The sequence below is a fragment of the Sediminicola luteus genome (assembly GCF_002514735.1).
Taxonomy (GTDB): domain Bacteria; phylum Bacteroidota; class Bacteroidia; order Flavobacteriales; family Flavobacteriaceae; genus HQA918.
Map to the genome: position 1 here is coordinate 442,456 of NZ_KZ300476.1, position 12,950 is coordinate 455,405.

At 34.4% G+C, this 12,950-nt stretch carries 8 protein-coding genes; all 8 read right to left on the minus strand.

The annotated features are described in order from the left end of the window. Positions 1-161: 161 nt before the first annotated feature. Complete coding sequence (locus tag B7P33_RS01715) at positions 162-632, minus strand: hypothetical protein (protein ID WP_216359341.1); 471 nt, start codon at positions 630-632, stop codon at positions 162-164. Between the two features lie 14 nt (positions 633-646). Further along, on the minus strand, positions 647-1,357 hold the full coding sequence (locus B7P33_RS01720) for a hypothetical protein (protein ID WP_097440233.1): 711 nt from the start codon (positions 1,355-1,357) through the stop codon (positions 647-649). Between the two features lie 3 nt (positions 1,358-1,360). Continuing rightward, positions 1,361-2,635: a bifunctional DNA primase/polymerase gene (locus B7P33_RS01725; RefSeq protein ID WP_097440234.1), complete on the minus strand. Its 1,275-nt coding sequence runs from the start codon at positions 2,633-2,635 to the stop codon at positions 1,361-1,363. Continuing rightward, entirely contained in the window at positions 2,632-2,940 is a 309-nt protein-coding gene (locus tag B7P33_RS01730; RefSeq protein WP_097440235.1) for a hypothetical protein, read from the minus strand. Before B7P33_RS01730 ends, B7P33_RS01725 begins: the two co-directional genes overlap by 4 nt. Beyond that, positions 2,937-3,413, minus strand: coding sequence for a hypothetical protein (locus tag B7P33_RS01735; protein ID WP_097440236.1), 477 nt, complete (start codon positions 3,411-3,413; stop codon positions 2,937-2,939). Before B7P33_RS01735 ends, B7P33_RS01730 begins: the two co-directional genes overlap by 4 nt. 83 nt (positions 3,414-3,496) lie before the next feature. Further along, positions 3,497-5,638, minus strand: coding sequence for an ATP-binding protein (locus B7P33_RS01740; protein ID WP_097440237.1), 2,142 nt, complete (start codon positions 5,636-5,638; stop codon positions 3,497-3,499). A gap of 2 nt (positions 5,639-5,640) precedes the next feature. Continuing rightward, a complete protein-coding gene (locus B7P33_RS01745; RefSeq protein ID WP_216359342.1) occupies positions 5,641-7,089 on the minus strand; it encodes an SIR2 family protein in 1,449 nt (482 codons plus the stop codon). 838 nt (positions 7,090-7,927) lie between these two features. After that, a complete protein-coding gene (locus tag B7P33_RS01750) occupies positions 7,928-12,949 on the minus strand; it encodes a helicase-related protein (RefSeq protein ID WP_097440238.1) in 5,022 nt (1,673 codons plus the stop codon). Between the last annotated feature and the right edge of the window lies 1 nt (position 12,950).

Sequence of the window (12,950 nt, forward strand, 5' to 3'; positions counted from 1 at the left end):
GGGTTTGGGGAGGATCCCCAACAAGCCTGCGAACAAAGTGAGCTGTTTTTGCTTGCAAAAACATGGCTTGCTACGTGACCTCCGATTAACTTATGGCAAACCTAAGGGCAAGTGAAGAAATGGTTTTCGAGTGCTGTACACAAAACAGTGTACACCACTTTTTAGGAACAAAGTAACACTTCCTGGTATTTATCTTTAAGAGATTCTGCAGCTGGGGCAATCTGAAAAAACAAGAAACGATAATTTACCAGATGGGATAGCGCTCTTCTGTAGTTCATTTTTTTACTACCGTTGTCCTCAAAAAACCGGCAAGCATCTTTTGGATGGATTTCATGAGGGGTAGCCAGTCCATTTAAGGTGCGTTGGGCAAACTCAAAGCGTTGCAGTGCTCTCCTGTTAATTACATCCAAAGATAATTCCTTAGGGTATTCAGGAACATCATAATACAACTCCTCCAAAATGACTATAAATGCCCGTCTTCTTGATAATTTTGGTTTTGAAGGTTTTACTCCAAGTTCCATCTCTATATCGGCGGTAATCTTTTTGGCCAACTTGACCTGCTCCAAGGTGTAAGTGTTCCCATTGACCATTAGATTAGGCTCCCTTTCGAGTTGGTCCAGGTATGTAAGCAACTTTTTGGCGTTCATTATCGCTTGGGGCCTTTTCTATTTTGGTTTTTTATGGCTAGGGAGAGGGATTCCCTGAAGGAATTTTTGAGGATACCCATACGCAGGGACATTCCCAAAAGGTTGCGCTGAACGGAACTGCCCACTACATCATATGTAGTTATATTCAGTTTGTTTTTGGACAACTTGTGCCTTAATACCACAATTAAGAACAGCTTCTCTTGATTGTCCAGTTTAGTCGTTTGGGTATCTAAGTTTGAGGCGAATAATTCTACAAACTCTTCAAATCCAATTTCGTTATCACTTTTTATTTTCTCTAATTCTGTATTGTGTATATCATTGATAAAGTGTTCTATGGCAAATTTTCCGAATTCCCACTTTCGGTATGTGGTTGTAGGGTCTACTAGTTCCATTTCCACAAAATCAACAAGCTCTTCATTATCCAGCATGTTTTTAAACCCTAATCCTTCTGTTTGAATGGCAGAAAGTTCTTGTACTACTTCATCCGAAAAATTATTAATCAAATGAATAGCAAACTGCTTGGCCATATCCAACATGGGTAAGTTTTTTTCTGCTAATACCTTTAGGAAGGTATCCTTCTGACCTACTTCAAGATTGTTCTGATGAATAAGATAAACGAACAGATTTTTGAGACCATTAATAATAGCTGTTGAATTATTGTTAGTCGTAGACAAAGAAAAGTCAATAATCTCAATTGTATTTTTATTCATTATTTAATGTATTCTCTTAAGCTTTTCCATATATCCTTTAAATAATAATTCCTTGATGCATTTTGCCAGTATTGTAACATCAGAATTAGCGTTATGAAACTGCTTAATTTTGTGATTGAAAAGATGCTCAAATAACTCTGTCAATTTAGGATATTTCGGTTCTGGATTTATTTCATTTGAGAACAGTTTTGTCCCAAATTCCATTGTGCAAAATTTTTCCAAACCATCGAAATTAAAGTCAATCTGATATTTGTGAAATTCGTTTTCCAGGACAGATAAATCAAATTTTAAATTATGTGCTGAAATGATTTTGCAATGTTTTAAATCATAAGTCATATCCAGAAAAACATCCGAAGGTTTTTTTCCAATCCTTTTAATGATAGAAGGATTTAACTTATTGACTTTAAACGCATCAGAATTTTCTTTAAAATCCGAATTTACTAATTCTGTGGTCTTTTTATAAACAACTCCTTTAGTGTCCATTATCATCCACGAAACTTGAACAATGTTAGGGAATTCTCCATTTTTTATTAGACCATCGGTTTCTATATCAAATAAGAAAAATAAGTTCTCTTCTATTTTGGAAAGGTCAATTAAGTTAATGTTATTGGGTAATTTGACATTTCTATGTTTTTCTTTTGAAAGTGAGAAATATACTTTTTTCTTTTCTATTTCCGAGATATTTAAAAATAGACTTTCAATAATTTTAAATTTATTGATATTTATAAAATTTGGTTTCTCTATTGGAAATTTACAATTGGTAAAACTATAATTTGAACCAGATTTATGAAGGGAATTAGGTAGGACAATATGTGTACTCCACAGTAATTCTATTTTTTCAAATAAAGCTGTATTATCTAAATTAGGTGGATATGATGAGGCAACTTGGTCTTCCTCTAAGACTTCGATTAAGTCAGAAAAAAAGTATATGTGATATCCGTCTAAACTTCCAGTTCTTACAACCCATTCATAATTTTTTGGAAGTCCTAAAATAATTAATAAATCCTCAATAAATTCGTAATTGGAACAACCGTCAATGTCTAAAATATGTAGGTTTTCAAATCCAGCTATCGTTCCAATTCCCACAGCATTATCCCAATCATAACTCTCAAGTTCTTCAATTTTTTGTCGTGTATTTTTGAGATGCTTCCATTCGTGGTAAGGACCTTTGAGAATATTCGCATCATAAAAATTATGTTCTGTAATGTAGTTAGTAATACAAGTGATATTAAAACCTAGTTTGAACAAGTGTTTTCCTAAAATTTCAATTTCGGTCATATCAGTTTTTTGCTTAATAAAATTTCTAAACAATTGAATACTTTATCATAATCATTTTCACTATTTACAAATAATTGTATTTCGTTTTCAGCTTTATTAAAGTTGTTTGGATAAATCTTTATTAATTCTTGGATGTGCTTTTCATTATTAATAATGAACCACCTTGGCAACCAATCAAAATAGTTGGTAAAAAAATAAAAAAACCAAGCATTGTCGACATAATCTATTTCTTCCTGTAATGCCAACCATTCAAAGAATAGATTACAGCTTTTAGGATAGTTCTTTTTAAAAATTGTATAATTCATTCCTTTTCCAATTTTTCAATCTGCTTAACTATATTATTAGCTATTATTGAAGCATTTTTTATTAATACGAAATTACGTTCATATTGATTTTCAGAAACTTCAAATTTTCCATAATGAGTTATATTATCCCGAATTGTTTGTAAAAGCTCATAAAGTGCTCGCTCTAAACTTTTATTGTAATTGTGCTGCTCATTCTTTTTTAGGATTTCTTTTCTTAAAAAATCGGTTGAATTTTTGACTTTAGGTCGAACATTAAAATTGTTGGCATTGGATTTTATATAATCTAGTCTTATTATTTCCGCTATTTCATTTTGACAAATTTCCGTTGCATTTGTTGTTTTAGCCACAAAATCTAGATAATTACCACTTTTATATTTATTTCGTCCATAATTTTCGATATAAGTATAGGAATCACGAAAATTATCTCTGTAATTTCGGTATTCGCCTGATACTTTTTCTTGAAATTCTCTCATTTTTTTAAAATTAAGGACAACGAATTGTTTGCGCTATCATGGCTGACGATGGCAAGTCGTACACTATACACTTTTACCGTGCTTTATTCTTCTTGTTCATCAGGTTCACCATTGGAAGGTTTGTATTTTTCACCTTTTTCCCATGCCTCAGCAATTTTTTTATAATTAGGAAAGTCTACTGGCGAGTCCATTGTCCAATTTTCCACGAATTTCGGGTTATTACTATTAGGTCTTGGGTCCGCATTATTCATTCTCGCTTGAACAGGAGTCCTAACTGCATCCCCCATAATTACAACGTGCTGTTGCGGTAAAATGGGTAGTTGTTGTAAAATATCTTCGTTGGCAGCAGAAACTAGTTGTCGCACATACTTTTGGTCTTCCGGGTTTTGCAACCTATGAATAATAAAGGAGTTGCATTGTGATAATACTGTCTTTGATAATTCCGAAGGGCGTTGACTAGAAACAAGTAGAGAAATACCATATTTACGTCCTTCTCTCGCAATACGTTCAAACACTTTTTTAGCTATTGACTCTCTTTCACCTCTATTTTTCTCTGGGATATAATTTTGCGCTTCTTCCAAAGCTATAACCATTGGAAGTTTTCCTCTATCACTTTCAGGAAAACGAGATACAAAGTCTAAAATAAGCCGACCAATTAATCCTGTTATTGTTTCTAAAACTTCATAAGGCAATAAAGACATATCAATAATTGTAACTTGACTTGGTTTGTCTTCAAGAAGTTTTTCAATTTCTTCTTTGCCTAACTGTTTCTCATAAAAATCAGTAAATAAGTCTGTCTGTTCACTATTATATACTTTGCAAAAATCACCTAGAATAAAAGCAATGAATTTTGCCAAAGCACTAAGAATTTCGTCTGGCTGATTTAAGAGCAAAGGCCGTGAAATTCTTTCGTCACCCAAATATGATTGTAATCTTAACCTAAGAGTTGAAACAAACTCCCTTAGTCTATTTCCTGAATTTTCTTGTTCATTGATAGCTTCATCAAAAAACCTTGTAATTAAGTCTTGAAAATTAAACCAAATCGGCAGGTCAATATTTTTTTCAATTGCTATCTGCTCAACGTTTTGTGAACTAGAATATTCCAAATGCTTATTTTCTAGCTCTTCTAAAGCGTCTTTCTCATCTGCGATACTGTTGTTTGCGCCAAGTGTTAGTAGAGCATTTTGGATATCAGTTAAAAGTTGATTCCCATTTGGAGTAATTGAGTTTGCTAAGCCAATAATTTCATTATCGGCCTTATAATTCCAATTTCCATAGCTTTGGGTGCATTTTTTCTTCTTAATATCGTCTGGGGAGGCATCAAAGAGATTAAGTACACCTCTTTCAGTGAATTTGTCAAGAATAGGTTTTTCTTCAACTTCTTTCTGGTTTTTTGCTAATCCTAAAGCCCTTTTAAAAACTGGAGCTTGAGTGCCTGAAGTAGGTTCAAAGAGGTAGTCAAAATCAGCAAAATTCATAAACCAAAAAGGAACTTTCATCCCATCTTTATCGATATGGAATGGGTTAACTAATTCAAGATGTTTGTATGGTGCTTCTTTCGTTCCTTGAAATGCTTGTTTGTATTCTCCATTGGTGTCAAATATTATGACATGAGCATTTTTCAGCTTCTTCCCGTTGTAATCAAAATCGAACATGCTTTGAATGATAGATGCAAACGTGCAAGATTTACCTGAACCCGTATTACCCAGTATTGCGGCATGTTTACCGAAAAATTTATCTGGATTAATCTTGATTTTATAATCAGAGAATGTAGGTGAAGTTCCTACAGGTAAATAATAATCATCTTCAAAATTTATTTCTTCTGTGTCTTCCTTGCTCTTCTGGTCAAAGATATTATCCAAGTCTTGGCTTGTAACATACCAAACAGGGTTGTCGAGTATAGGGTAATTATAGACTCCTTGAATATATTTTCCACTATTCTCAATGGTTCCAATCATGGTTGCCACTAAATACCTAGCAGATTTCGTTAAAAAAATGGCCTCTTTATTTTTTCCAATTTCAGTTTCGTCAATTGCTCGAACACTTGTTACCATGGCAACAATTTTATCTGCACCGATTGGTATTATTATGTAGGAATTTATTCTTGCGACTTCAAAAATATCTTCATAGCCACTTTTATAAAGACTTTTTAAATCATCATCTAGTCGGATGTATGCCCTAAAGCTGTCAACAGAAATCACTTTACCGATAGTCCTTTCACTCATTCTTATTCGGCTTTAGTTGGTTCAGTATTAGACGACTTTGAACTTAACAGTTCATTCAAAGTATTTGCAACATTTTCATTATTGTCAATATTGTTAAAATTTGGCATTAGAGTGTCTGCAAAAGTTAAGAAGTCACCAAAGAACTCTCCTTCAAGTATTATGATTCTTGGGTCATTAAGTTCTTTTAGGTTTTGAATGTATTCGTTCCTTGTACCTTGAAAGTCGATTACAATAAGTGTGAACGTAGGGTTCGATAATGCCTGATAGATAATATCGTTAAAATGGTCATCACCAAAAGAATACCCAACAGTTATAAGTACTGATTGAGATTGGGTTATCGTTGAGGCAAATTGTCTAAATAGTTCTGAATATGGAAGGTCGAGTGTGTACGACTTTTTTACTGCTGATGGATAAATAATGATTTCTCCTTTTTTCCTTAGTGACTCTATCAATTCTAGTGGCTTCTCTTCAATACCATAAAGGTTATTCGCATCCCGAGATTCTGAATTGACCCATGATAATGAGCCGTGAAGCTTATAATATCTTACAACTTTCTCTATTCGTTGTACTTTACCAGAAGTAGTAGAACCAGGGTAGAAAATATCGTATTCAAATGTTTCTGGTTTGAAGAACCTTTTATGGAATCCTGAAAACCCATCTATATAATGAACTCCTAGCTTATCAAAAGCATATTCAAAAGCCAAGTCGTAATTGGCAGTAAAAATATTGGCTCGCCTCAAATTCAAAGGTCTTTGGAGAAGAGCCTTTAAGAATTTTTCATGAAATATATACTTGCTTCTTGACTCAAGTAATTCACCTTGTGCTTTTTCTTTCGGGAATTGGCTAGCTTTTTTTCTATCAATTATTGTTTGAGAAACAGGTCTATTCTCTAGATTACATACATTGAATAATCCTTCTTTTATCGCAGTAATTAATTCAGCATACTTATCAGTTCTTGCTTTACTCTTATCTTCACTAAAGACAAAATCTGTCGCGATTAAGAAGTTTAAAACCTTTTCATATTCAATAGCTATTTCCTTTGATTCAATATCACGGACAATATCATCTTCAATCTCAAATTTCCACTTTCTCTTGTCTTCAAAAGTTTGAGTATCACCTATAAGGTGAGCCTTACCATATTTTAATAACTCTCCCTGAAGTTGCTTAATCACAAAAGCGAAATGAGAATAAATTCCTGTTCCCTCAGGGTCTTGTTCTTTAATATAATTCTCTACTTCCAAAGGGAAATTTCTGATTGCTACGGCTCCCAAGTGAATTGATGTTCCTGAACCAAAAAGAAAACTAACATTGTCTAATTCAAGGTAATTTTTGAGCATTAACTTGATTTTATCAATGATTTTCCCTTGGTCTAAGTTTTCAGCTATCCAATCAGCTAACTTGTCTGTACTTCCAAAGAGCACTCTATTTTTTGCTGGGTCAAAATGTGTCATTTAGTTCCGTTTTTTTATCTCTTTTTTGGTCATTAAGCACAACTTTGGATTTAACCCGGATTATGCACTAGAAAAGCTTTTACAGCAAAAAATCGCTTCAAAATAAAACACTACACTGTGTTTTCAATTTCACCATAGCGGTGCTATGCCAAAAATTCCAAACCACTTTATTTTATTGCGCTTATCACCTTCACGACACTCCCCTTATGCATATTCCGGGTTTAATTATATAAGATATGACCTACATGCCCTAAAATAATCATAAATCAGTTAGTATAGAAAGCTTACTTGGTTAAGCCATTTAATTAATAGCAAATAATGATATTTATAAAAAAAGAGGTGAGAAATTTACTATCTACCAATAAAGGACAACTGCCTTGACAGCCAACACCCCCAAACTGCCACCTCAAAAGCAGCAAATAGCCAAAGAAGTCCAAATATGCCGGGAATGGACAAGAGTACAATTAGAAAAGCAATCAAAGGTAACCTAGATATTCGCTTTAGCCGATAAAGCCCCAAAAGCAATAAGAATAGAAAACAGATAAAACCCAATAACGAAAATTTTTGTAGTAATAGATCAAAGGTCAACATGATTTTATATTTGGATATCCTTCAAATTATACAATGACCATCAGAATATCGGCCATATAACTGGTTAAATCCACCTTTGTCTTCTTTCCCCTAGCCATAAGCGCCCCCAGGCGCAACTGTTAAGAATGTAAGAAGTATGTTGCTCAGAGCTCGTTAAAAAATATTTTATGGGCAGGGAAAGGAAAAGGTTGATACGCGACAACCTTTTGGGTCAAAAAATATTGCAACTAATAGCTAGCATTAAGGACTACCCTATAGCCCTTCTACGTTGTATGGTTTTGATTTCTTCGTTTAAAATTGAAATCTTCACTTGTTTCTCTTTTGGAAACTCAATAGTGACCTTCTTTTGATGTGTTTCCAAGGACTTTAAGTTATGGTTAAGATCAAATTTCTTCATTCGTATTTCACTCTCCATTTTTTTGATAAGATTAAGTAGTTGAAGATGAATTTTGTCTGGGTCAAATCTTTGTTGACGTTTGCCTTGAATTACACCATGTTTTAATTCTAGACCATATGAAAACAAATAGTGTTTTTGGCTAGGCACATAATCAGCCACAAAAACTAAGTTAGCTTGAATTGAAGGTAAATGGGTCACTAGCACCCTCCTACTATAGTTTACATTAAGTTTAGATTTCATAACTAGCTCTCTGTTCAGTTGTTCAATCTTTTGTTTTACATCATCGCAAGCATTCAATTTCATTTCCAAAGAAGTCCCATGAATCAATTTTTCAATTATCGTCAATGGCTCAAAAAAAGGTGAATCCGATGCCAATTCTGCGACCATAGCTGGGCCTAAACTTTGCTTTGTATTTTCTAGTTCGAATAGCTGTGCTTTAATTTCTTTATTTTCAGACTTAATCCTGTCTATTATCTTAAATGAGTTTGCTTTATTGAGCTCAAACAATCTTTTTTGCGCTTGTAAGAACTTGAGGTCATCGGATAACTTGACCAACTGAAACTGTTCCATATCCCCAATTAAGGCTGCTTGCATTTGTGCATAGGAGAGGTTTTTATCGTCTGGGATTAAATCATCATATACTCTTTGTTTTGGATCTGCTTCACGAATCTGTTCCCTGAATTTTTCCTTATGGGTGTTCAATGAATAGGAAAAAATATCGGTAGTGTCCTTAATACCATAAAAGCGCTCAATTACCCTATTGTTATAATGCTCCGCTATTTCATTACCCTTTCTCAATCCTCTTCCCGCTCTTTGGTCAAAAGCATCGGGTGAATAAGGAATATCTATGTGAAAAATCCCGACTACCCTTTTTTGGATATTAGTACCTGTACCAAGTACTTGTGTACTACCCATAGCTATACGAATAGTTCCGTCATTTATATCCCTTTGAAATTTTTCGGTAGCATTTTTTGCCTTGCATTCTTGTGCAAAGGCAATTTCGGTTTTGGGAATTTGATGTTCATCCATCAAGAATTGTGCAAGAGTGTTATAGGTATTGTATTGATTTGGCTTCCAAACGTTCAAATCACTAAATACCAAACAAACCCCTTTATGTGGGCTTGTTTGATGATAAAGCTCAGCTATATCCTTAGCAATTCTTCTTAGTTTAAATTGGTCCTTTTCAGAAAATGAAATGGAAATATTGTCTTTGGATAAAGGGTCAATCAGTAAACTTCTATTGATGTTCAAAGCAGTTATATGTGCTGACTTCATCTGGCCTTCATTATACATAGGAATGGTAAAGAGGGCTTTTTGATTTCTATTTTTGGTAAAATCAAGAGATGCGGCTTTTAGGTAATTGTAGGCAGGCGAACTTTCCAATATCACAAAATCCCTATCCAGTTGAAGGTTATGGGTTTTAAAATGTTTATCCCTACAGATATGTGTGAAGGAATTGTACATTTTACTCAACTCAGGCAAGTTGATAAAATAACGGAAACGGGCATGCATCCTGGGGTCCCCAAATATATTGGGTTCTATGCTAACACTTTGTTTCAGGAAAATGGACGCCCAAGCATCGAAATTATGGATTTGCTTTCTTTTTAGTTCTTGAGGGATAAGATACCTCTGATAGGCATAGAGTTCCGTCACAGAATTCTTTAAGGGCGTACCACTATAAAAGAATACATTTTTATCCGCACCTACCCTATGGTGTATGGATGCAATACTGATTTCCAAATCCAAGTTTTGCAGATTATCGGCATTATTGTTAAGTCCAGAAACATTTTGATGTCTTGTGGTAAAGCCTATGTTTTTGAAATAGTGGGCTTCATCTATAAATATGGCATCCAACTGCAAATCGGAAAAGGTTGTTTCCCCTTCCTTTTTTTCATCCAGAGTCTTTAAGGTATGTTTCAATTTTTCCTCTAGATTGGCCTTACGTTTAATGAGTCCCTTTATTAATTTTTTAGACTCCTTAAGTTTCCCAAAATCTTTGGCGGTTTGAAGGTCTTGGTCAATCATTCGTATTTTACTCTCCAATATATCTAGTACATATTCACGTTGTTTTGGTATTTGTTTTAAATGGCCATGTTCAGCAATGACCAAATCTATCCGCTTATTTGCTGCTAGGGAACCCAAGGTTCTTGCTCGTTTTGATTTGGCCATATTTTTAGAGTCCAATCGCAGGATATTAAGCTGGGGGAAATTAGATTTGATTTCCCGTTCCAATTGCGGCGCAACACTTTTTAAGGTCAATAGAATTGTTCTTCTACTTTTACCTTGTTGTTTTAGCTTATAGGCCAATAAGGCCATGGATAAGGTTTTTCCTTTACCTACTTGATGGTCGTTTAATGCACTACCCCTACTCAACCCAAAAAGGACAGAATCGATTTGATGTTGGTAAGGTTCATAAACTAAGGTATTTGGAAAACGGAGCCAATCCTTAGGAACTTGCAAATTAACATCCGCAAGAAAGGCCCTGTAATAATTTTGCTCAATTTCAAGTTTTAAATGCTCATCACTTGCGATAAAGGATTTGAAATGCAGTTGTAATTCCTCATAGATATTTTGGGCCATTAGGGTGGCATCTTTATCCAATTTTTTAATGGTTTTACCTTGTGCATCTTTATAGGAAGAAAATATTACCGGGTATTTATTTTCTGAAAAGCTTTGTAGAATGCGTTTATATCCGGCCCTAACCTCCTTGTCCAAAACAACACTAAAACGTTCGTGCGCCTCTTGATTATAATCCTGTGAAAATAATAAGGTAAGGGTTGAGCTAAATTGACCAATGTTTATTTTAACCGTCTCATTAATTAATTGCCTTAAAAAGGCTTCTTTGGCATGAATAGGTATAAAATGACTTTCAAAATTAAATTCGATTGCTTCTAAAGGAAGTTGTGCAGGTTTCACTTTATTCAAAGCCTCAATAAGGACATTACCGTCCAAACCATAAGGGGGGCTGCTTTTCTGTATCAGCGTAATTTTATCGTCGATCAAACCGCTGGCAAAAATGAAATAAGGCACAACTTCGTATTTTATCCCTGCCCCATTGTTATAGGGTTGCACGGAAAAATTCTTTTTAGAAAGTCCTTCTAGCAAAAGCTCCTTTTCAGTTTTTTTAAACGCTAAAGCAACTTTCTTTATATCTATCTTTCCTGTTTGGTCAAATTGCGTTTTTACGTGTTCTAAGGGTGTACTGTGCTGAAGGACTGCAATACTACTAACTTCCGGTTCCTTTTTTAAAGAAACTGTAGTTTTTGAAGTTTGTTCTGGTAATACTTTAAGAAAGTTCGCAAAAGTAAAATTTGGATTTTTACCATAACCCTTGCCTTCAATACGTGACTCTGTACTTGTTCGTATTCTGGAAAAGTAAAAATCTTCCTTTAAAAAAACTCTATGTGCATCGAGACTGGTCCATTTAAAATGGAATAGGTCCAATTGATAATCTACTTCTTGAAAAGACTTTTGCAAGTTCAGGTCATCCAACAATCCCTTTTCTAAGTTCAATTGCAGCAAAACCAGATTGTTTCTTAATCGAACGTAGTCCGATACTAGTTCATGCACTTTATGGGGAACTTTGGTTTTGGTATAAGTATCCTGGTAGTACCAAAGATTTCCAGTTGTATCGAAATTAAAAGAACCAAAAAATAATCGCGTATAGTTTTTTACATAGGCATCGCCGAGTTTGATTATTTCTCGTTTGTTGGATACTTGGGTAACATTGGACTGGGATGTTTCAGGTGTTTTAGCAACATCTTGATTTGTATTTGTTGTTTTTGCCTTTAAAGTATTGGATACTGGAGTATTTGGAAGGACATTGTGCAAATCATATTCAAACGAATATAGTTGTCTTTCCAAAAATTTGGTAAGCTGCTCCTCATTTGGTTGGACAGTTAAATTTGGACGACCGTGAAAATAGCCCCGTACAACTTCACCATTGACCTGACCGGGGAATTGATTAAAAAAGGCATTGCAGGTATATGGCACTTGTACTAAATCTATTGAAATAGTATCGGCAAATAGCCTCTCATTGGGTGTTAACTCAGACTTATCCCGTTTCCTCTGATATAGCATCAAATCAGATACCACTTTCGTCCTTTCTTCCTTGAACAACATATTATTAAATCGATTTGCTAAAATCAAATCATTTTTCATGAGAATGGATTCCCTAAGACCATTGTAAATGGATTTTTCATTGAATGCCGATGAAATTAATAGCGCTGTTACCCCACCTATCGAACACATTTCGGGTGCAAATGCATTGAAGTAATTACCAACGTTCTTAAGAACAGGATCTATAGTGTAATTATGTTCAAAAGCGTTTTCAATCGGTATATCTCCAAAAGGAATATTTGAAATAACCAAATCATAAAAGGTCTTGTTTTGATGTTCCAAATAATAGGCCTCAAAAGTCGTGTTTAGCACCGTGACGTTTTCACTTTGTAGGTTGTTATTTTTAAGTATTTCGTAAGACAACAAATCAGGTTCAAGAGCTACAATAGAGGCTTTTGGAAATGCTTGTTTGAGGATTTGAACATAAGCACCATTACCCGCGGACGGTTCTAGGATTGTTTTAGGGTCGAAACCTGCACTTTTAAGCAATGAAATTTTATATTCAATAATAGATTTAGGAGTGTAATAACTAGTTAGGTGGTACTTTTTCAAAGATTCCAAGAATGTGCCGTAAGTTTCAGGAAAAGAATTTTTAAGGATAAGGAGAAGTTCTTTTTGAAGTTCTTCCCTACCTTTTTTTGGATAGAATAAAAGTTCGCCTAATTGGGCCAAACCACCATTGTTGATATATAGATTCCTTGGATTTCCAGATTTAATGGCCTCCAGAATCATTGAAAGTTCCTGAGTGCGCATA

Bases quoted from the DNA above. Each gene is read 5' to 3' on its own strand.
- B7P33_RS01720 (WP_097440233.1), bottom strand. From the start codon at position 1,357: ATGAATAAAAATACAATTGAGATTATTGACTTTTCTTTGTCTACGACT.
- B7P33_RS01725 (WP_097440234.1), bottom strand. From the start codon at position 2,635: ATGACCGAAATTGAAATTTTAGGAAAACACTTGTTCAAACTAGGTTTT.
- B7P33_RS01730 (WP_097440235.1), bottom strand. From the start codon at position 2,940: ATGAATTATACAATTTTTAAAAAGAACTATCCTAAAAGCTGTAATCTA.
- B7P33_RS01735 (WP_097440236.1), bottom strand. From the start codon at position 3,413: ATGAGAGAATTTCAAGAAAAAGTATCAGGCGAATACCGAAATTACAGA.
- B7P33_RS01740 (WP_097440237.1), bottom strand. From the start codon at position 5,638: ATGAGTGAAAGGACTATCGGTAAAGTGATTTCTGTTGACAGCTTTAGG.
- B7P33_RS01745 (WP_216359342.1), bottom strand. From the start codon at position 7,089: ATGACACATTTTGACCCAGCAAAAAATAGAGTGCTCTTTGGAAGTACA.
- B7P33_RS01750 (WP_097440238.1), bottom strand. From the start codon at position 12,949: ATGCGCACTCAGGAACTTTCAATGATTCTGGAGGCCATTAAATCTGGA.